Source organism: Bacillus sp. Root920, from assembly GCF_001429445.1.
In the GTDB taxonomy this organism is placed as follows: Bacteria; Bacillota; Bacilli; order Bacillales; family Bacillaceae; genus Bacillus; species Bacillus safensis.
In genome coordinates, this window is record NZ_LMJV01000010.1 from 27,697 (window position 1) to 49,341 (window position 21,645).

Here is a 21,645-nt window from a genome sequence, read left to right on the forward strand (position 1 = left end):
CTCCTTTTTCTCTCTCTATTATTTTGCGTCGTACCAAGATGGGCCTGAAGCAAAATCAACTTTTAGCGGCACATCTAGCTGAAGTGCATTTTCCATGACTTCAGGGACAATTTTTTCAAGTATGGCAATTTCTTCTTTCGGTGCTTCAAAGATCAATTCATCGTGCACCTGTAATAAAAGATTTGCCTGCAAGTTTTCTTCTTTTAACTTTCGCGCCATATCAATCATGGCTTTTTTAATAATATCAGCTGCACTTCCTTGGATCGGTGTGTTCATGGCTGTTCGTTCGGCAAAGCTTTTGATATTAAAATTACGGCTTGTGATATCCGGGATATACCTTCTGCGTTTGAGAAGCGTCGTGACATATCCTTTTTGTTTCGCTTCCTGCACGATCTCTTCCATATAGGTTTTCACGCCTTTAAAGCTTGTTAAATAGCGTTCGATAAAGGCAGCTGCTTCTTTTCTTGTGATCCCAAGATTTTGAGATAATCCATAGTCACTGATTCCATATACAATTCCGAAGTTGACTGCCTTGGCTTGTCTTCTCATAGAGGAAGTCACTTCTTCTTCTGAGACATGGAACACGTCCATCGCTGTCTTTGTGTGAATATCCATATCTTGCGTAAACGCTTCGATCAAATTCTCGTCCTGAGAAATATGAGCGAGTACACGCAGCTCAATTTGAGAATAGTCAGCAGCAAACATGAGCCAGCCTTCTTTTGAAGGGACGAATGCTTGACGAATCTTTCGTCCTTCCTCTAAACGAATCGGGATATTTTGCAAGTTGGGATCTGTTGAGCTTAATCTTCCTGTTTGTGTGAGTGCTTGATTAAATCGTGTATGCACTTTATGGGTATCCTTGCGCGTTACTTTCATTAAGCCTTCCACATAGGTCGATTGGAGCTTTCCAATTTGGCGGTAATGCAGAATGGACCGAATGATCTCGTGCTTATCTTCAAGCTTTTCAAGAACATCCGCAGATGTCGAGTAGCCCGTCTTTGTCTTTTTAATAATCGGCAGGCCTAATTTTTCAAAAAGAATCACGCCAAGCTGTTTAGGAGAATTGATGTTAAACGTTTCACCTGCTAAGCGGAGAATGGTTTCTTCATATTCTTTCAGCTTTTTCGTTAACTCTTCACCCATCTTCTCTAGGCGCTCAATATCTACCTTTACGCCAAGGGATTCCATTTCACCTAAGATGAGGGCAAGCGGCAGCTCTAAGTCTTCATATAGTTCATGCTGATCATTTTTTTCTAGCGCTTCAAGTGTTAAATCATGCAGAGCAGAGATCGCCGCTGCTTTTCGCCCAAGATGTTCCTTCAGTTCATCTTCAGGTGGAATCGCCTGCTTTGCTCCTTTTCCGTACACTACTTCATCAGAAAGAGCGATGTTAAGACCATATTCCTTCGCCACACTTGCAACGTCCTCATACGATTTCTGAGGGTTGACGACATAGGAAGCGAGCAGAACATCGTTATCGACACCTTTTAGATCGACATCATGCCATCTGAGGGCGACAACTGCTCTTTTTGAATCAAAGACCCATTTCTTCTTCGTTTCATCCTGTACCCATTGTTTAAATGCATTTGATTGAAGCGCATCTTCTTTCGTGATAAAAAACGCACCATTTTCATTATGGATCGCAAAACCAATCAAATCTGCTTCATGATAATTATCTCCAAGCTGTTCTACCACAAGGGCGGCATGATCTGTCAGCATCTCATCCGTTACTTCGGTCATTTTTTTCACTTCTAATGCTTCTACTTCGACCTGTTCACCTGTTTCTGGTGCTTCTCCTAGACGTTCTAGCAGCGTTTGGAAGCCTAGTTCTTTATAAAGAGAGATCACTTGATCCATATGAGGACCTTCATATGCGAGATCCTTACTTGATACATCAATTGGCGCTTCTACAAGAATCGTTGCGAGTTTTTTACTCATCACTGCCTGCTCTTTATATTCTTCAAGCTTTTCTTTGAGTTTTTTCCCGCTGACTTCGTCAATATGTTCAAGCAGGTTTTCAACCGTTTCAAACTGCTTTAACAATTTAATCGCTGTTTTTTCACCTACACCTGGCACCCCTGGGATATTATCTGAGGAATCTCCCATCAAACCTTTCATATCGATGATTTGTTCTGGGCGCAGGCCATATTTCTCTTCAATATGAGCCGGTGTGTAATATTCTACTTCTGTAATGCCTTTTTTCGTAATTGCTACCGTCGTATGGTCTGTTGAGAGCTGCGTTAAGTCCTTATCTCCTGAGAAAATTTTGACTTCAAAGCCGTCTTTTTCTGCCTCCACAGCCAATGTCCCGATAATATCGTCTGCCTCGTATTGAGGAAGCTCGTACCTTTTCACCTGATAGGCATCTAATAGTTCACGGATAAACGGCATTTGTTCTGATAGCTCTGGCGGCGTTTTTTGTCTTCCGCCTTTATATTCTTTAAATGTCTCGTGGCGGAACGTTGTTTTTCCCGCATCAAATGCGACAAGCATATGGGTTGGCTTCTCGTCCTCGAGCATCTTCATTAAGATCATCGCGAAGCCATAAATGGCATTTGTATGGACGCCTTTATCATTTGATAATAGCGGCAATGCAAAAAAGGCTCGATATGCGAGACTGTTTCCATCCACTAGTACTAATTTCTTTTTGTCTGTCATGTTTTAATCCTCCATCGGCTGAGCCATTTCAGCCGTCTCTTTCACACATTGTATCATCATTTTATCAAAGTTTATTTTGAAAAGAAAATAGTCGAACCTGCATAAAAAAAGGGACGAAAACAACAAGTGTTTTCGTCCTTACAAAATTGGCTCCTTGGATGAAGGGGTTCCTATTCATCCTACCAATGATTGTTTAACTAAACATGAATCCATTGTAAAGATCATGTAAATTTTAACGTGACTTTCCTTTTTTTCCTATTTTGATTTCAGGCTCACTGTAAAAGTCGTTCCTTTACCTTGTTTGCTATGGACCGAAATCGTCCCTTCATGCGCCTCCACAAGGTGTTTGACAATGGCAAGACCAAGTCCTGTACCGCCTGAATTTCTACTTCTATCTTTATCAATTCGATAAAATCTCTCAAATATTCTTGGAATCTCGCTTTTCTTCATGCCGATTCCTGTATCTGCTACATCAAATTCATAGGCGCCTTTCCGCGGTCTTGCCGAAATGGTGACACTCCCTCCCTCTGGTGTATAGGTAAGGGCATTGTTCACGAGATTGAGGAAGATTTGCTTTAACCTCAGAGGATCTGCCATCACATAGACAGGCTCTTTCGGGATTCGCACTTGTAATTGAATGCCTTTTTCTGCGGCCTTTTGTTTTAAAAGGACTTCAATCTCTTGAATGATTTCTGTCGCATTGGCGTCTTGAATATTCAGTTTGAAATGCTGCTGCTCGATTTTGGAAAGATCGAGTAAATCTTGAATAAGAGTTTCGAGACGGACACTCTCTTTTAGAATGATGGAAAGGAATTGTGTCAACGCTTCTTTGTCATCAATCGCTCCATCAAGAAGAGTTTCGGAGAATCCTTTAATCGACGTAATCGGTGTCTTTAATTCGTGAGACACATTGGCGACAAAATCTTTTCGCATCTGCTCAAGCTGCTTTGTTTCTGTCACGTCATGAAATACAAGGACAATTCCTTTCCATTCATCGTCTGTACTTAAAATGGGAACACCATCCACCTGGAAGTAGCGCCGTTCAATGTCAACGGCCAGGCGTAAAAACTTCCGCACCTTCGTTTCTGTCATGAAAATTTCGTCAATCAGCTCAATAATTTCTTCATGAGTAAATGCTTCATGATACAGCTTGTGCATGTAAATGTGCTTTTGCACTTTAAACTGCTTGCGGAAGGTTCGATTGACTAGGTTGATATATCCCATCTTATCAATCAAAATAATTCCTGCTCCGATGTTTTCAATGACTGTTTGCAGACGGTCCCGCTGCATTTCCCCAGTGCTAGTCATTTCTTGAAGGCTTTCTGCCAGGCGCTTCATTGATGTATTAAGCTCACTTGTTTCGATGATGAGCTCTTCATAATGATTGGTATCATAGTTCCCTCGTTCCAGCTGTTTGGCTACCTTTGTGGCATAATCTATCGGTTTTACATATTTCATCGACATGCGGTATCCAAAGAAAACGATAATAATAATCGCCGAGCCAAGACAAACGGCTAATGCGAGCCAAAGCTGGCCGTCAATTTCATTTAAAGGCTGGAATGACGCATGGAGAAATAAATAGCCCACCGGTTTGTTTTGTTTCAGGATAGGGACGGCGTAATGAAACAGCGCATCCTTCTCATCCTCAATGACGACGCCTTTTGTTTGAAGGCGTTCATTGTTCAGTGTGTTTTGAATGATGCCCCTTTGCTCCGCTTGACCTGTTGTATGTATGATATTCCCCTTCAGGTCCACAATTGATGCATTCATATCGAGATGCTGCTTTGCCTGATTGAGGATCTCCTTGTTTTGCTTCGCCTGCAGATCATCACCATCCATGGAAGAAAGAAGAAAGCTCGATTCATTTTCCATTCGTTCCGTTAATTTTGTTTCATAAAAGACATGGAACATGTGATCCAAAAAAAGGCCAAGTGCAACAAACACAATAAAAAGGAGAAAAATAAGGCCCGAAAACAGACGGGTTCTAATTTTACTCATTTGGCTTTGGCTCCTCCAATTTGTAGCCTAAGCCGCGAATGGTTTTAATGTATGTTGGTTTTTTCGTATTCTTTTCAATTTTGTCCCGCAAGTGGCTGATATGTACATCCACAATACGAGTGTCACCTGCAAAGTCATAATTCCAAACGGCACTTAGCAGCAGATCACGTGTGAGGACACGTCCTTTATGCTTGGCCAAATAAAGCAGCAGTTCAAATTCCTTCGGCGTAAGCTCTAGGCGTTCTTCTTGGAAGTAGACTTCGTAGTGTTCTGGTAAAATGCGCAGTTCACCAATTTTGATTTGGTCTGCAATGATCTCTTCCTTCTCCTCTTGCGCGGGGACAGGCTGAGATTGCTGCGCTCTTCTCAAGATGGCTTTTACCCGAGCACCCACTTCTCTAGGACTAAATGGCTTTGTCATGTAATCATCGGCTCCAAGCTCAAGGCCGAGCACCTTATCAAATTCATCGTCCTTTGCTGTCAGCATTAAAATAGGGAACATCATTTTTTGAATTCTCAGTTGTTTGCACACTTCAATGCCGTCCATCTTCGGAAGCATTAAATCTAATACAATGAGATCAGGCTGTTCACTTGCTGCTTTTTCAAGCGCTTCTTCGCCATCTCTTGCTGTGACGACATCATAGCCCGCCCTTTCAAGGTTATAGCTTAGAAGTGTTACAATCGATTCTTCATCATCCACAACTAATATTTTTTTATTCATGTTGTGCCTCCAATTAGTGATTTCCCCTGCATCCGTTTTTTTGTATCTTATGTGAAAAGCGAGAAGTCATGCTTTCTCTTTCATTTTAACGAAAGCTTAACAAGAGGACAATTTAAAATTTCGACAAGATTGGTTTTGTAAACAAAAAGAAGGCCCCTCATAAGAGAAGCCTTCTTTTTTTCATATTAAGACAATACTTTCATGACGTTCTTAACAGATTCAACAGAACGGTCAAGCTGACTTCTTTCTTCTTCTGTCAACTCAAGCTCAATGATCTGCTCAAGGCCGTTTCCACCTACGATTGTTGGTACTCCAAGGTAAATGCCTTCGTAGCCATATTCACCTTCAAGGTATGCAATCGTTGGGATGACGCGGCGCTGATCTTTTAGAATCGCCTCAACCATTTCTACTAGTGAAGCAGCAGGTGCATAATAGGCACTACCGTTACCTAATAGGTTTACGATTTCGCCGCCGCCTTTTCTTGTTCTTTCAACAATCGCATCAATACGATCTTTTGGAATCAATGTTTCAAGCGGGATACCGCCTGCATAAGAGTAACGAACAAGCGGAACCATGTCATCGCCATGTCCACCAAGGACAAAGCCCGTCACATCTTTGACAGATAGGTTTAATTCTTGAGCAACAAACGTACGGAAACGTGCTGTATCAAGAATGCCCGATTGTCCAATGACTTTTTCTTTTGGTAATCCTGATTCTTTATAAACTGCATATGTCATTGCATCAACAGGGTTTGTTAACACAACAATAATGGCTTCTGGAGAATATTTAACGATTTCGCGTGTCACGCTGCGCATGATTTTTTCATTTGTGGACACGAGATCGTCACGGCTCATTCCCGGCTTTCTTGCAATTCCTGCCGTAATGACCACGACATCAGAACCGGCTGTATCTTCGTAGTTAGAAGTGCCTGTAATGTTCGCATCGAAGCCTTGAACAGGGCTTGCTTCCAGCATATCAAGAGCTTTCCCTTTTGTTGGGTTTTCAAGCTGCGGGATATCAACTAATACGACATCCGCTAATTCTTTTTGAGCTGTTAGAAATGCTGTAGTTGCTCCAGTAAAACCTGCTCCGATGACAGATACTTTTTTACGCTTGTTTGCCATTTCCTTTTTCCCCTTTAACTTTAAAGTTTAAGAATCAAGACAAGTTTTTGATGAGCTCGTCAGCAAACTCAGAACATTTTACTTCTGTTGCGCCATCCATTAATCTAGCAAAATCGTACGTGACGACTTTAGATGCAATTGTTTTTTCAACAGATTGAATCACTAGATCAGCTGCTTCCTGCCAGCCAAGGTGCTCAAGTAAAAGCACGCCTGATAGAAGAACAGAAGATGGATTCACTTTATCAAGACCAGCATATTTTGGTGCTGTGCCGTGAGTCGCTTCAAAAATAGCGTGTCCTGTTTCGTAGTTGATGTTCGCACCTGGTGCGATACCAATTCCACCAACTTGTGCTGCAAGTGCATCAGAGATGTAATCTCCATTTAAGTTCATTGTAGCCACAACATCGAACTCAGCTGGACGAGTTAGGATTTGTTGAAGGAAAATATCTGCAATGCTGTCTTTGACAATGATTTTGCCAGCAGCTTCTGCTTCACTTTGCGCTTTGTTTGCCGCATCTTTTCCATCTTGTTCTACAATACGATCATATTGTGCCCATGTAAAGACCTTGTCGCCAAACTCTTTTTCAGCCACTTCGTAGCCCCAGTTTTTGAAGGCACCTTCTGTAAATTTCATGATGTTTCCTTTGTGAACAAGCGTCACAGATTTACGGCCTTGGTCAATTGCATATTGGATAGCCGCTCTGACAAGACGGGATGTACCCTCTTCAGAAACTGGCTTGATTCCGATACCTGACGTTTCTGGGAAACGGATTTTGTTCACACCTAATTCGTTTTTCAAGAAGTCAATTAACTTCTTCACTTCGTCTGAACCTTTTGCATACTCGATACCAGCATAGATATCTTCTGTGTTCTCACGGAAGATCACCATATCTGTGTCTTCTGGACGTTTCACAGGAGAAGGTACGCCTTTGAACCAGCGAACTGGACGTAAGCATGTGAATAAATCAAGCTCTTGTCTAAGTGCCACGTTTAATGAACGGATTCCTCCGCCAATTGGTGTTGTTAGTGGTCCTTTAATCGCAATTAAGTATTCACGAATGTCTTCAAGCGTTTGCTCAGGAAGCCACTCTCCAGTTTTATTGTAAGCTTTCTCACCTGCATATACTTCTTTCCAAGTGATTTGCTTTTCACCTTTATATGCTTTTTCTACAGCTGCTTCAAGTACTCTTGATGCTGCTTTCCAAATGTCAGGACCGATTCCGTCCCCTTCGATAAACGGGATAATTGGATTATTTGGTACATTCAATACGCCGCCAGTAACTGTAATTTTTTCGCCTTGTGACAATGATATTACCTCCCAGGTTATGTAGTGAATATTTGAAACTTCTTGGCTTGATGTCTGCAAGCAAAAAAGTTTTTCACGTGATTCGTTTTTTGTTGATATAGAGGCTGATTGGCCTTTTGAAATCAGCCCCCGCTTATTCTATAAACATTAGTCTCTTTCACTGATCGGAACAAAGGTTTGAAGATCAGGTCCAATGTAGTCAGCTCTTGGACGGATGAGACGGTTGTTGTCATATTGCTCTAGAATGTGAGCAATCCATCCAGAGAATCGGCTGATCACGAAAATTGGTGTAAACAAGTCATGATCAATCCCAAGACTGTGATATACAGATGCAGAATAAAAATCAACATTTGGTGGAAGATTTTTCTCTGATGTCACGATTTCCTCTGCGCGAACAGACATTTCATACCATTTCGGCTCGCCAGTGAGGTTTGTTAAACGCTGGCTCATTTCTTTTAGATGCTTTGCACGCGGGTCACCTTGGCGGTATACACGGTGGCCAAAGCCCATAATTTTTTCTTTCTTCTCTAGCTTACCATGAATATAGGAATCTACGTTTTCAACTTCGCCAATTTCTGAAAGCATCTTCATCACGCCTTCATTAGCGCCGCCATGAAGCGGTCCTTTCAGCGCACCGATAGCCGCTGTTACACCAGAGTAGATATCTGATAGTGTAGCAACACATACACGTGCTGTAAATGTCGATGCGTTTAATTCATGATCCGCATGTAGAATAAGTGCCTTATCAATGGCTTCAATTTCTACTGGTGACGGCTCTTCGCCATTTAGCATATACAAGAAGTTTGCAGCATAGCTGTATTCTTCTTTTGGCTGTACAGGCTCAAGTCCTTTGCGAATGCGTGAAAACGCAGCGACTAGTCCAGAAATTTTCGCCTGTAAGCGAATCGCCTTTCTGTAATTCGCTTCTTTGTCCATAATCTCTGATTCGTCATCGAGTAAACCTAGTAAAGATACTGCTGTACGAATCGCAGACATTGGATGAACCCCATCGAGCGAATAAGATTTAAAATGCTCAATGATTTCTTGCGGAATCTGAGCATTTTCATTGAGCTGCTGTTTTAATTCACTCAGCTCCTGCTCATTCGGCAACTTTAAGTGCCATAACAGGTAGACAATTTCTTCGAATGTAGCTTTTTCAGTTAAATCATCAATATTGTACCCTACATAAGTAAGAGTATCATCAATAATTGAGCTTACGGATGAAGTTGTTGCCACGATACCTTCAAGACCTCTTGTTGCTGTCATGTTCAATCTCCCCTTTTTAAAAAGATTCCCCTTCGTTGCAGAATTCTCACTTTTTGAAAGCGCTATCCAATCCGAATAAGATAACAGGCTCAGAAAAGAAAATGCTTACATTTACCTATACGGTTAGAGCGCTTTTAGCCTCATATCTCTTGTGTGATCAATGAGTTCAAAATTAAGCCTATTCCCATTATAAACAATAATCAGACATTTGTTAAATGTTTAACTATAATTTTTTTTGATATTTTTTTTTCCAGTCTCCCATATCAGGCATGGAATAAAGGGATTTTGCTTCTTTTAATATATTTAATTATGTTTTTTTGCAAAAGCTCACGCAAGAAAAAATTTAAAAAAGAAAGTGGCAGGAACCACTCTCTTTTCACCCGCTGAAAAATTTCACAGCCTGCATCGCCAAATAAGCGATTCCTGCCCCGATGAGCGGCCCAACAGCCACACCTTTAAATAAGCTGACTGCCAAAATGGTACCAAACACAAGCGCTGCCGTAATATGCGGATCATTTTCGAGTAGCACAATCCCGTTTTTTGCAATTAATGCTACTAATATACCCGCTCCAAGAGCTATCCAAGCATAGGAAGATTTCATCGCTTCTCCAAGCTGCTTAAATCCAATGTCACCTGTTGCAATCGGGACCAGCACAGCAATGGTAATAACGGTGACTCCCCAATTAATGCCTTTAGATTGGAGAACCGGGAAAATTTTTTGATCCAGGCCAATCAGCTTAATCGCGATCAGCACAGAGACCGCTACAATTAACGAATTGTTTTTTGCAATAAGTGCAATAACGAGTAAAAGTACCAAAAATAAATTTGCTTGAGTAAACATACGCCGCTCCTTTCTTTCTTTTTATTGCGACCTTTTCATATTACTAATCTTTTTGAATAAAATGAAGTATCGGACATGCTTGTTTTTTGGAGGGGATTGTGTGAATCACGCCTATGTGGCCATTTTTTTGCGAAGTTTGATGATGATCAGCATTGCTGTTTTTGCTGTTGTCTTTTTATATCAGTCTTTTCCGTTTTTATATCCTTTTTGGATTGCTCTTATTGTGTCTTGTTTAATTCATCCTGCCGTATGCAAAATCGAAGAGATCACCGGGATGCCGAGAGGACTTGTTGTGGTCATTGTGCTCTTGCTCTTTTTAGTTGCAGCTGCTGGCTTAATGACGCTTTTAGTTGCGGAAATCATTTCAGGAAGTGCTTATTTGGCAAAAGTGCTGCCTGGCCATCTTGATCAAATGATTGGTATTGTGGAGCAATTTTTCACAGACAAGATTTTGCCTTTATATCATGATGTGACGGCCCAATTTAATACGCTTCAAGCAGGTCAAAAGGAATCGATTTTGGGACAAATTCAAGCACTCGGTGATGAAGCGGCCGCAAAAATCGGGACTTTTCTTTCGAAAACACTCGAGCTTATTCCAGCGTTTTTAGGTCTTTTGCCTGATGCAGCAGCCACTCTGTTATTTTCTGCTCTCGCAACTTTTTTTATCACGAAGGATTGGTTTACGTTAAAAACATATGGCTCACGTATCTTTCCCGCAAAATGGATGCAGCATACACGCGCCATTTTATCTGAAATCAAAAAAGCCATTACTGGCTTTATGAAAGCCCAGCTCCTGCTTGTGGCCATGACGATTGGTATTGTATTGATTGGACTCATCATTTTAAAAGTTGAGCACGCCCTTGTAATTGCTTTATGTATTGGGCTCGTCGATTTACTTCCATATATCGGGAGCGGTACTGTTTTTCTACCGTGGATCATTTATTCTGCTATGACAGGAAATCTTTCCCTCGCCATTGGACTGGGCATTTTGTATATTGTCGTCCTCATTCAAAGACAAATATCAGAGCCAAAAGTCTTAAGCAAATCCATTGGACTTAATCCTTTAGCAACGCTTGTAGCGCTATTTGTCGGGTTAAAATGGTTTGGTTTCTTAGGACTTGTGATTGGCCCTGCTTCTCTTGTCGTGTGGCAGGCGTTCCGTAATGCAGGAGTTTTCAGAGATATTTATGAGTACATTCGGTATGGCATGCAAAAATAAAAGAGACCTTCAGCCTGAAGGTCTCTTTAACGAATGATCGTGTAGCGGTTACGATTAGACATGTTTCTAAGCCAGCGTTCAAAGAGCGGCTTGATTCCCTTTCTCGTCACCGGAATGAGCAGCAAACCCCCAATGAGATCCGATAAGAAGCCTGGAATGAGCAGCAGCAGACCGCCAATGAGAATACAAAAACCATCGACAATCGCTCCCCCTGGCATCTTGCCATATTGTAAATCACGCTGCACTTTTTGGAAGGCTTCTATCCCTTGTTTTCTTGCAAAATAAGCACCTAAGGCACTTGTCAGCACGATGAGCAGCATCGTTGGCAAAATGCCAATGATTTTACTTGAGATTAAAAATAAACTAATTTCCACCGCAGGGAACAGAATTAATAATAGTAGAAAATATTTCTTCAACCATATCACCTCATGGGGTATCTTTCATCGAAAGCTGTTTACTTTTTTTAGTGTAACATAAAAAAAGAGAGGAGTCAGACAACTCCCCTCTTGGATGATTTAAAGGACGCTTGCACGGCCTTTGTAGATCGCTCCGCGTGCTGGATCTACTGTAATCTCTTCGCCTTCTTTTAAAAGTGTCGTGGCGCTGTCAAGACCAACAATCACTGGAATGCCGAGGCTTAGTCCAACAACTGCTGCATGGCTTGTTAAACCGCCTTCTTCTGTGATAAGGGCAGATGCTTTTTCTAAAGCTCCCATCATATCACGATCTGTGCAGTTTGCAACTAGGATCGCACCATCGTACATTTTTTCTTCTGCTTCTTTTCCGCTTTGTGCAATGACAACCGGTCCAAATGCAGATTTACGGCCAATCCCTTGACCTTTCGCAATGATGTCACCGACAACATATACTTTCATTAAGTTCGTCGTACCTGTTTCACCAACTGGCACACCTGCTGTAATGACAATTAAATCGCCGTGTCTTACATAGCCTGTTTCAATTGACTTTTCTACTGCATTCTCAAGCATTTCATCAGTAGACGTCGTTTTTGATCCACTCTTTGCAAATACACCGAATACGAGTGAAAGCTTTCTCGCCACTGATTCGTTTGCAGTAACTGCTACGATTGGTGCTTTTGGTCTATATTTTGAAATCATTCTTGCTGTATGTCCGCTTTCCGTCGGTGTCACAATCGCTGCTACATCAAGCTTCATTGCTGTATGTGCAACAGATTGACCGATCGCGTCTGTAATGCTGACTTCTACTTCTTCGCTTCTGCGAGAAAGAATGGCTTTATAATTTAGTGCTTCTTCTGAACGTGATGCAATGTTATGCATTGTTTGTACAGCTTCTACTGGATATGTTCCTGCTGCTGTTTCACCAGAAAGCATAATCGCATCTGTACCGTCAAAAATAGCATTTGCCACGTCACTTGCTTCCGCACGAGTTGGACGAGGGTTACGCTGCATGCTGTCCAGCATTTGAGTCGCTGTGATGACAGGCTTGCCTAAGCGATTGCATTTTTTGATCAGCATTTTTTGAACAAGCGGTACTTCTTCTGCCGGGATCTCTACACCAAGATCTCCACGCGCAACCATTAAACCATCAGATACCTCAAGGATCTCGTCGATGTTATCAACACCCTCTTGGTTTTCAATCTTAGGGATGATTTGAATATCAGTCGCATTGTTCTTTTCAAGAAGCTCACGAATTTCAAGAACATCAGAAGCTCGTCTCACAAAAGAAGCTGCGATGAAATCGACGCCTTGTTCAATTCCAAACAGAATATCATTGGCATCCTTTTCTGTAATACCTGGCAGGTTCACACTGACGCCAGGTATGTTGACGCCTTTTTTGTTTTTGAGCGTGCCTGTATTCATGACTTTAGTGACGATTTCTTTGCGGTCCTTGTTAATTTCTTTTACTTCTAAACCAATCAGACCATCATCTAATAGAATCGTTGAACCTACTTCTACATCATGAATTAAATCTTCGTATGTCACACTAATTTTTTCCGTATTTCCAACAATGTCTTCCATACTCACGATAAGATCAGCACCAGCGACTAGCTCAATTGAGCCGTTTTCAACTGTACGTGTACGGATCTCTGGACCTTTTGTATCTAGAAGGATCGCAATGTCCTTGCCTAATGTTTTACCTGCTTTACGTATGTTTTCAATGCGTGCACCATGCTCTTCAAAATCTCCATGGGAGAAGTTTAGTCTGGCTACATTCATTCCTGCTTCAATCAATTCAGTCAGCTTTTCAATGCTTTCACTTGCTGGACCGATTGTACAAACGATTTTTGTCTTTCTCATTACTGTTCCTCCTAAGGTCTTCTCGTTTTATATAGAGAGCTCTTGTGAAAGTCGGTACATATTTTTATCGACTGTATGTTTTTTATCTAAGATTTCTAAAATATCGTGATGAACGAGTTCATTGCTTTGAATGCCTACACAGCGTCCGCCTTGTCCTTCAAGAAGAAGCTCGACTGCATATGCTCCTAAACGGCTTGCCAGTACACGGTCAAACGCACTCGGAGAACCACCGCGCTGAATATGCCCTAAGACAGATACACGTGTTTCAAGGCTTGTCTCCTCTTCAATCCGCTTACCAAATTCAACACCGCTGCCTACGCCTTCGGCAACGATGATGATACTATGCTTCTTGCCGCGTTCGTGACCTCTTCTTAACCTAGCAATAATTTCGTCCATGTCATAGTCTGCTTCAGGAATCAAAATAGATTCGGCTCCGCCTGCAAGACCTGACCAAAGGGCAATATCACCAGCATGTCTTCCCATTACTTCCACTACGTATGTACGTTCATGAGATGTGGCTGTATCACGAATTTTATCAATGGCATCAATGACAGTATTCAGTGCTGTATCAAAGCCAATAGTGAAATCAGTACCTGGAATATCGTTGTCAATCGTGCCTGGAACACCTACACATGGAAAACCGAGCTCTGTTAATTTCTTCGCTCCCATAAATGACCCGTCTCCACCAATGACTACAAGTCCTTCAATACCGAATTTTTTTAAGTTTTCAATTCCCTTTTCACGACCTTCAACTGTCTTGAATTCAGGACATCTTGCCGTGTAAAGTTTTGTTCCTCCACGATGAATGATATCGCCTACTGAACCTATTTCGAGTTTCTCAATTTTACCGTTAATTAGACCTGAGTATCCATTATAAATACCGTAAACTTCAACATTATGGTAAATTGCTTTCCTTACAACTGCGCGCACAGCTGCATTCATTCCTGGGGAATCCCCACCGCTTGTTAAAACTCCTATACGCTTCATCTTTTTCACCTCAGAGACCATATATGAATTAAACATACCATTTCCACTGCTTGAAAACAATCATGAGCAAATTTGGATGTTTTCAATACGAATTTCTAAAACCGTACTTATTATACAATTAAATAAACCGTTTTTAAACAAAAGTTAAGAACGTCATGAAAGCAAATCTCTCTGAAATCTGTAAAGGCAAGTGCTATAAACCTTGTCATATCAAGGTTTTCAGACGTTTCAAATTTTATGAAAACAAAAGAAAATTATTTTCAAAAAGCGCTTACATGAAGACGGTTTTCATGAAAAAAGATGAAAAAAATAAACGCCAGCCAAAAAGGCTGTACGTTTATTTAGTTTACCCCAATATATTGATTTTCAATCGAGACTTTCCCGATTGCTTTGTATTTTTCATATCTTTGTTCGACTAGTTCCTCAGGCGTTAGTTTGAGCAAAGATGTAAGTGACTGTTTTAATGTTTTTTCCATGTAAGCTGCTTGTTGTTTCACGTCTCGATGTGCTCCACCTTGCACTTCTTTAATAACATCATCTATAATATCTAATTCTTTTAGGTCTGGAGCGGTAATTTTCATTGATTCTGCAGCTTTTTTCGCAAGTGATGAATCCTTCCAGAGCAGTGCTGCTGCACCTTCAGGTGAAATCACTGAATATGTTGAGTTTTCTAGCATGAATAGGTGGTTTCCTACGCCTAAGCCTAGTGCGCCGCCGCTTCCGCCTTCTCCAATGACAATACAGACAACTGGTACACGAAGTCCTGCCATTTCGAATAGGTTTTTCGCAATTGCTTCACTTTGTCCGCGCTCTTCAGCTGCTTTACCAGGATAAGCTCCTTTTGTATCGATAAAGCAAATGATCGGGCGATTAAATTTATCTGCTTGTTTCATCAAGCGCAGCGCTTTACGGTAGCCTTCTGGATGAGGCATTCCGAAATTACGGCGCAAGTTTTCTTTTGTATCTTTACCGCGCTGATGGCCAATAACCGTGACAGGAAGCCCTTTAAACGTGGCAATTCCTCCAACGATCGCTTCATCATCACCATAAAAACGGTCACCGTGACATTCGAAAAAGTTGTCAAACAGCTCTTGAATGTAATCGAGAGTTGTTGGGCGCATCGCATGCCGAGCAATCTGCACTCTGTCCCACGGCTTTAAATTTGTATAAATGTCTGCTTCGAGCTTGCTCAGACGTGTTTCAAGGCGCTCAATTTCTGCACTTAAATCCATTTCTGAGTTTTGTGTGAACTTTTTTAGTTCATCAATTTTCGCTCGAAGTTCAATGACAGGTTTTTCAAATTCTAGTTCTCCAGCCACTCTCGTTCACCTCCTGTGCTGTGTAGTGCTAAGATTCGGCCTAGTGTTTCTTTCATTTCTGCACGATGAATCACAGCATCAAGCTGTCCATGCTTCATTAAAAATTCAGCCGTCTGGAAGTCCTCTGGCAGGTCTTCACGAATCGTTTGTTCAATGATTCTGCGGCCTGCAAAACCAATTAAAGCACCAGGTTCTGCAAAATTGTAATCACCGAGAGACGCAAAACTAGCTGATACACCGCCAGTTGTAGGGTTCGTCATCACAGAGATAATCAAACCTTGATCCTCGCTGAACAGCTTTAATGCTGAACTTGTTTTTGCCATCTGCATGAGACTGAGAATTCCCTCTTGCATTCTCGCTCCGCCAGAAGCAGTAAAGATAATAAATGGCACCTTGTCCGCTTTTGCTTTCTCGATCGCCAGCGTGATCTTTTCACCAACAACGGATCCCATGCTGCCCATACGGAACGTGGCATCCATGACAGCAATCACAGCACTTTGGCCTTCAATTTCACCTTTACCTGTGACAATGGCTTCATTCAAAGATGTTTTTTCTCTGTCTTTCTCAAGCTTTTCTTCGTAGCCTGGGAAACCGAGCGGGTTTGATGAAATGAGGTGCCCGTTAAATTCTTCAAATGTGCCTTCATCTACAAGGCTTTCAATACGCTGTTTTGCATTCATTTGCAAATGTCTGCCGCAATTCATACAAACACGTAAATTTTTATCTAGTTCTTTGGTGAGCATTATTTTTTTACATTGCGGACATTTGGTCATGATGCCTTCAGGCACATCTTGACTTGCCTGTTCAGAGGGTACAGATGCATATTTTTTCTTTTTACTGAAAATATTCTTGATTGACAAATGACTACCTCCCTTTTTGAAGGGTTTTTTCTTTACACGCACATCCACTATTATAGGACATGTCATAACTGTACCGAAACTATTGTACTTTTTTTGTCAAACGCTGTCATCCTTCATTCAATTTTTTCAGTGGGGAATTGATGAGAAATGAGTATGTGATTGGGGCGCTGAGCAGTTGATATGTTTGAATTGTGAACGTCTACAAAAAAATCTCATTCCGGATGAAAAAATTTTCGCGTAAGAGAGGAAATGGTGCACGTTTTTCTCCAGTTTCAGAAAGAACGTGCACACTTTTCCAGTTGATTATTCGCCGATAATCGTTAATTTTCTTGTTTTTTCAGCGACAGCTTCTGGGTCGACCTTGATTCTTGCAACGCCAGTTTCCATTGCTGCTTTTGCCACCGCTTTTGCTACCGCTGGTGCTACGCGTGCATCAAATGGTGCAGGAATGACATATTCAGCTGACAATTCTTCATCTGAAACAAGAGACGCAATCGCTTCAACAGCTGCGATTTTCATTTCTTCGTTAATGTGAGTTGCACGTACATCTAATGCTCCGCGGAAAATTCCTGGGAATGCCAGTACGTTGTTAACTTGGTTCGGGAAGTCAGAACGGCCAGTACCTACAACACTTGCTCCTGCTTCATGTGCATCTTCTGGCATAATCTCTGGATTTGGATTAGCCATAGCAAAGATGACAGGATCTTTTGCCATTTTTCCAACCATTTCTTTTGTTAAAGCGCCTGCTACAGAAACCCCGATAAAGACGTCTGCGCCTTCAATGACCTCTTCTAATGAACCTTCTTTGCGGTCTTGGTTCGTGAATTTAGCTACTTCGTTTTTCACTGCATTCATACCGTTCGGGCGGCCTTCGTAAATAGCACCTTTCGTATCACACATAATGATATCACGTACACCGAAATGATAAAGAAGCTTGATAATCGCAATTCCTGCTGCTCCGGCGCCGTTTGCCACTACTTTAATTGAAGACATGGATTTTCCAGATAGCTTCAGTGCATTCACAAGTCCCGCTACTGTCACAATGGCTGTTCCGTGCTGATCATCGTGGAAAACTGGAATGTTTGTCTCTTTTTTCAAGCGCTCTTCGATGATAAAGCAGTTAGGCGCTGCAATATCTTCAAGGTTCACACCGCCAAAAGTCGGCTCAAGGAGCTTCACTGTTTCAACGATTTTGTCTACATCATTCGTTGCAAGCGCGATTGGGAAGGCATCTACGCCTGCAAAGCTTTTGAATAATACAGCTTTCCCTTCCATTACTGGAAGAGATGCTTCTGCACCAATATTTCCAAGTCCTAAAACAGCGCTTCCGTCTGTGACAACAGCGACCATATTGCCTTTCATTGTATAATCATACACTTTGCTTGTGTCGTCATAAATATCTTTACATGGTTCTGCAACACCAGGTGAATAAGCCAAGCTCAAGTCTTTCGCATTTTTCACTTGTACTTTTGATTTTGATTCGAGTTTGCCTTGATTCTCTTTGTGCATATGTAATGCTTCTTCTCTTAATGACATGTGATGAACACTCCTTCAAGTGGAAAATGATTTAATGATTTGCTAAGTTGATAAGCACATACTGGCAGTTTTAAATAAACAGAATCTTTAAAATGATAACACAATAGGTGAATTTGTAAAACATATTCAGGCGATTTGTCATCATTTAATCACAACGTTTTGTTCACCGAGCAGCTCTTTTAACTGGAAAATTACAGCATGATCTGCATGAACTTTGTATGCATCTGGAAGTCTCATCGTCTTTTTTTGCTTCTCATAATACAAATAGACATCTGCTTCTCCGCTGTGCATCGAAAGGATTCGTTTTACTTGCTCTAGCAGCTCCTGCGTATGATTCTCTTCTTTCACACGAATGTAGACAGACTCTTTTCTTTTTGCATCCATCTCTTCCAGCAAAGCAGCTTCTTGCACGATGATTTGACTGCTGTCATTTCTGACCTCTACTCTGCCTTCAACATAAAGCATGTTGCCCTCCTCAAGTAAGGGGGACAGCTTTCTAAATTGCTCTGGAAAGACGACGCCTTCCATTTCTCCCGTTTCATCCCCAAATGTAACAAATGCCATCGATTGTCCATTTTTTGTCCGAATCGATTTCACTTTTGTCAAAAGACCACCCATTGAGATTTTACGCTTAATATAGGAAGAAAGTCTGATGATTTCCACTGCACCATTCTCTCTTAAGCGGTCTCGGTACGCTTGTACTGGATGATTTGATAAATATAACCCGAGTGCCTCTTTTTCAAATTGCAGGAGATCAACAAGCGGCATTTCTTCTATCTCCGCATATTTTGGCTTAATGGAGAAGGTTGTATCCCCAAGAAAGTCCAGCTGATCCTCTGGATTTAAAAATGACACGTGATCTAACGCGATATCTATCGATGCTAATAACGAAGCACGATTGGGATAAAACTCATCCATCGCCCCTGAAAAAATGAGCGCTTCAATCGTTTTTCGGTTGACACTCTTTGGTGATACTCTTGCGCAAAAATCAAATAAATCTTCAAACGGCTTTTCCTGTCTTGCTCTGTATATATCCTTTACAGCTGACACTCCGACATTTTTGATCGCTCTTAAGCTGTAGCGGATCTCCCCTTTTTCAACCGTAAATGGAAACTCACTCTTATTAATAGAAGGCTTCAACACAGATATCCCTTTTTCCTTCGCCTCATAGAAATATTGAGCAATTTTGTCTTCATTTCCAATTACACTCGTTAAAAGACCGCACATAAAATATAACGGATAATGCGCTTTTAAATAAGCAAGCTGAAAGCCAATCATGCTATATGCAACAGCATGGCTTCTATTAAAACCATAGTTTGCAAATTTGACGATTAAGTCATAAACGTCATTTGCAATGTTAACAGGATACTCCTTTTTTAGGCATCCTTCAACAAAATGGCTTCGCTCTTCATCCAGGACCTTTTTATCCTTCTTTGAAACAGCTCTTCTTAATAGATCTGCCTCGCCCAGCTGAAAACCAGCCATCTTCGCTGCAATCAGCATGATTTGCTCCTGATAGACGATGACCCCATATGTATCCTTTAATATGTCATACAAATCAGGATGAGGATAGGAGACCTTGACTCTGCCATGCTTTCGGTCGATAAAAAGCGGGATATTTTCCATTGGACCTGGACGATAGAGAGCATTGACCGCCACGATGTCTTCTAAACTAGACGGCTTTAGGCGCCTCAGCACCTGACGCATCCCCTGTGATTCAAGCTGGAATATTCCAGTTGTATCTCCCGCAGATAACAATTCAAACGTTTTCTGATCCTCATATGATATGTCACTAAAGTTAATGTGGACGTTTTCCTGTCTTTCAATCTGGTTTTTAATGGATTCAATTAATGTTAAGTTTCTGAGCCCTAAGAAATCCATCTTTAAAAGTCCGAGATCTTCTAAATAATTCATGGCATACTGCGTTAAATACACACCTTCATGGCCGTCTTGAATTGGAACGACCTCTGTCAGCGGCTCCTCGCTCAGCACAACGCCAGCTGCATGTGTCGAGGTGTGTCTCGGTAAGCCTTCTACTTTTAAAGCAGTTTGGAAGACCTTTCGAAGCTCTTCAGATTGCTGAAGCATCGCTTTTAATTCAGAAGATGCAGTCACCGCTTCTTTCAGCGTCGTTCCTGGCTTTGATGGAATCAGCTTGGCAAGACGGTCCGCTGCCTTTGAATCAATTCCCATCACACGACCAACATCCCTTAAAGCAGCTTTTGCTGCAAGTGTTCCAAACGTGACAATTTGCGCTACATGCATGTCTCCGTATTTGTCTTTTACATAAGAAATGATTTCATCTCTTCTCGTGTCGGGGAAATCAATATCAATATCTGGCATGCTGATCCGCTCTGGATTTAAGAAGCGCTCAAATAAAAGACCGTGACGGAGCGGATCGACATCTGTAATAAACAGAACATATGCAACAAGTGAACCCGCTGCTGATCCCCGTCCAGGGCCTGTGACAATTCCTTTGTCATGCGCATACTTCATAAAATCCCACACAATGAGAAAATAATCACTGAAATTCATTTTTTGGATAATGCTCAGCTCATATTCAAGCCTTTTGACATACATGTCATTTGAAGCAAGCTTTCTTTGCTTCATCCCTTCCGCGCACACTCTGCGTAAAAACTGATCTGCTGTTGATTGATCAGGAGTTGGATAGGATGGGAGTTTTGTCTGCCCAAGATTTAAATCAACTTCACAGCGGTTTGCAATCTCCACCGTTCTTGTCAGCAGCTCTCGATCATCTCTATACCATTCCAACATTTCTTCAAAGGATCTGAAATGCTTTTCTCCTCGGTCTTCCTCTATCTCTGAAAGCTGCTTACCTGCTTTAATCGCTTTTAAGCACGTATAAGCCATTTTGTCTTCTCGATTGATATAGTGAACATCACCCGTCGCAACAAGAGGAATGTCTGCACTTTGTGAGACGTCCCGCAGTTTGCCGGCGAGCGATTCGTCCTGCTGAAATGGCTGAAGTGCGATATACACATGTCCCTCGCCGAATATATGCTTCAATTGGTTGGCGGCTTCACGCGCTTCTTCTAACTGATCATGCTGCAAAAGCGTTTCAATATACCCAGATGCGCCTGGTGTGATGGCAATGAGCCCGCGGTGATAGCTTTTGAGCCATTTCTCTTTCAATCCGGCTTTTGATTTTGATTTCAGCACACTGCTGATTTTGATTAGGTTTTGATAGCCTTCATTGTTTTTTGCAAGGAGTACCAAGGGATAAGCCTCTGTCTCTTGTTCATCTATGAAGACAGAAGCTGTTAAACCGATAACAGGCTTGATGCCATGTTTTTTACATTCCTTATAAAATTCAACCGTGCCATACATCACATGGTCATCGGTAAGAGCGAGCGCCTTGCAGCCAAGTTCTTTTGCTTTCAGCACAAGCTCCTTTACTTTAGCTGCACTGCTTAACAAGCTGTATCCACTGTGGACCTGAAGATGAACATAAGACATGCTTAATCCACTCCTTTCGTCTAAAGTCATTCTTTCATTATAAAACGCGATGCGATG

Annotated in this window: 15 protein-coding genes; 1 reads left to right on the forward strand and 14 read right to left on the reverse strand. The window is 41.6% G+C overall.

From position 1 onward, the window contains the following. Nucleotides 1-18 precede the first annotated feature (18 nt). The 7 genes from polA to ASE42_RS16280 form a co-directional block, all read right to left on the reverse strand. Complete coding sequence (polA, locus tag ASE42_RS16250) at nucleotides 19-2,658, reverse strand: DNA polymerase I (RefSeq protein ID WP_056768148.1); 2,640 nt, start codon at nucleotides 2,656-2,658, stop codon at nucleotides 19-21. A 255-nt stretch (nucleotides 2,659-2,913) separates the two neighbouring features. Next, entirely contained in the window at nucleotides 2,914-4,656 is a 1,743-nt protein-coding gene (gene pnpS / locus ASE42_RS16255; RefSeq protein WP_024424787.1) for a two-component system histidine kinase PnpS, read from the reverse strand. Beyond that, nucleotides 4,649-5,377, reverse strand: coding sequence for a response regulator transcription factor (locus tag ASE42_RS16260; RefSeq protein ID WP_024424788.1), 729 nt, complete (start codon nucleotides 5,375-5,377; stop codon nucleotides 4,649-4,651). Before ASE42_RS16260 ends, pnpS begins: the two co-directional genes overlap by 8 nt. A 185-nt stretch (nucleotides 5,378-5,562) precedes the next feature. Continuing rightward, nucleotides 5,563-6,501, reverse strand: a complete 939-nt coding sequence (mdh, locus tag ASE42_RS16265; RefSeq protein WP_008356047.1) for a malate dehydrogenase — start codon at nucleotides 6,499-6,501, stop codon at nucleotides 5,563-5,565. Between the two features lie 34 nt (nucleotides 6,502-6,535). Beyond that, nucleotides 6,536-7,807, reverse strand: a complete 1,272-nt coding sequence (icd, locus tag ASE42_RS16270) for an NADP-dependent isocitrate dehydrogenase (protein WP_024424789.1) — start codon at nucleotides 7,805-7,807, stop codon at nucleotides 6,536-6,538. A 147-nt stretch (nucleotides 7,808-7,954) separates the two neighbouring features. Beyond that, nucleotides 7,955-9,073 carry a citrate synthase gene (gene citZ / locus ASE42_RS16275; protein ID WP_024424790.1) on the reverse strand — a complete coding sequence of 373 codons (1,119 nt, stop codon included), beginning with the start codon at nucleotides 9,071-9,073 and terminating at the stop codon, nucleotides 7,955-7,957. Nucleotides 9,074-9,449: 376 nt separating this feature from the next. Then, the gene (locus tag ASE42_RS16280) at nucleotides 9,450-9,914 is read right to left on the reverse strand and encodes a DUF441 domain-containing protein (RefSeq protein ID WP_024424791.1); all 465 of its coding nucleotides are present in this window, start codon (nucleotides 9,912-9,914) and stop codon (nucleotides 9,450-9,452) included. Between the two features lie 100 nt (nucleotides 9,915-10,014). Here ASE42_RS16280 and ytvI point away from each other — a divergent pair, with 100 nt between their 5' ends. Further along, nucleotides 10,015-11,133, forward strand: coding sequence for a sporulation integral membrane protein YtvI (ytvI, locus tag ASE42_RS16285; RefSeq protein ID WP_056768152.1), 1,119 nt, complete (start codon nucleotides 10,015-10,017; stop codon nucleotides 11,131-11,133). A 26-nt stretch (nucleotides 11,134-11,159) separates the two neighbouring features. Here ytvI and ASE42_RS16290 read toward each other — a convergent pair whose 3' ends face one another. From ASE42_RS16290 to dnaE, 7 genes are all read right to left on the reverse strand, one after another. Further along, complete coding sequence (locus ASE42_RS16290) at nucleotides 11,160-11,549, reverse strand: FxsA family protein (RefSeq protein ID WP_056768156.1); 390 nt, start codon at nucleotides 11,547-11,549, stop codon at nucleotides 11,160-11,162. A 99-nt stretch (nucleotides 11,550-11,648) separates the two neighbouring features. Further along, nucleotides 11,649-13,409 (reverse strand): pyruvate kinase, encoded by a 1,761-nt coding sequence (gene pyk, locus ASE42_RS16295; RefSeq protein WP_024426143.1) that lies wholly within the window; start codon nucleotides 13,407-13,409, stop codon nucleotides 11,649-11,651. A 27-nt stretch (nucleotides 13,410-13,436) separates the two neighbouring features. Beyond that, nucleotides 13,437-14,396, reverse strand: coding sequence for a 6-phosphofructokinase (pfkA, locus tag ASE42_RS16300; protein ID WP_024424794.1), 960 nt, complete (start codon nucleotides 14,394-14,396; stop codon nucleotides 13,437-13,439). A 341-nt stretch (nucleotides 14,397-14,737) separates the two neighbouring features. Further along, entirely contained in the window at nucleotides 14,738-15,715 is a 978-nt protein-coding gene (gene accA / locus ASE42_RS16305; protein ID WP_024424795.1) for an acetyl-CoA carboxylase carboxyl transferase subunit alpha, read from the reverse strand. Next, entirely contained in the window at nucleotides 15,700-16,575 is an 876-nt protein-coding gene (gene accD / locus ASE42_RS16310; RefSeq protein ID WP_024424796.1) for an acetyl-CoA carboxylase, carboxyltransferase subunit beta, read from the reverse strand. The genes accA and accD overlap by 16 nt, the downstream gene beginning before the upstream one ends. 303 nt (nucleotides 16,576-16,878) lie before the next feature. After that, nucleotides 16,879-18,111, reverse strand: a complete 1,233-nt coding sequence (locus ASE42_RS16315) for an NADP-dependent malic enzyme (RefSeq protein WP_024426144.1) — start codon at nucleotides 18,109-18,111, stop codon at nucleotides 16,879-16,881. A gap of 141 nt (nucleotides 18,112-18,252) precedes the next feature. Next, a complete protein-coding gene (gene dnaE / locus ASE42_RS16320) occupies nucleotides 18,253-21,588 on the reverse strand; it encodes a DNA polymerase III subunit alpha (RefSeq protein ID WP_056768160.1) in 3,336 nt (1,111 codons plus the stop codon). Nucleotides 21,589-21,645: the final 57 nt, after the last annotated feature.

Coding starts and splice junctions, on each gene's coding strand:
- ASE42_RS16260 (WP_024424788.1), bottom strand. CDS start 5,377: ATGAATAAAAAAATATTAGTTGTGGATGATGAAGAATCGATTGTAACA.
- ASE42_RS16280 (WP_024424791.1), bottom strand. CDS start 9,914: ATGTTTACTCAAGCAAATTTATTTTTGGTACTTTTACTCGTTATTGCA.
- pnpS (WP_024424787.1), bottom strand. CDS start 4,656: ATGAGTAAAATTAGAACCCGTCTGTTTTCGGGCCTTATTTTTCTCCTT.
- ASE42_RS16315 (WP_024426144.1), bottom strand. CDS start 18,111: ATGTCATTAAGAGAAGAAGCATTACATATGCACAAAGAGAATCAAGGC.
- dnaE (WP_056768160.1), bottom strand. CDS start 21,588: ATGTCTTATGTTCATCTTCAGGTCCACAGTGGATACAGCTTGTTAAGC.
- polA (WP_056768148.1), bottom strand. CDS start 2,658: ATGACAGACAAAAAGAAATTAGTACTAGTGGATGGAAACAGTCTCGCA.
- pfkA (WP_024424794.1), bottom strand. CDS start 14,396: ATGAAGCGTATAGGAGTTTTAACAAGCGGTGGGGATTCCCCAGGAATG.
- citZ (WP_024424790.1), bottom strand. CDS start 9,073: ATGACAGCAACAAGAGGTCTTGAAGGTATCGTGGCAACAACTTCATCC.
- pyk (WP_024426143.1), bottom strand. CDS start 13,409: ATGAGAAAGACAAAAATCGTTTGTACAATCGGTCCAGCAAGTGAAAGC.
- mdh (WP_008356047.1), bottom strand. CDS start 6,501: ATGGCAAACAAGCGTAAAAAAGTATCTGTCATCGGAGCAGGTTTTACT.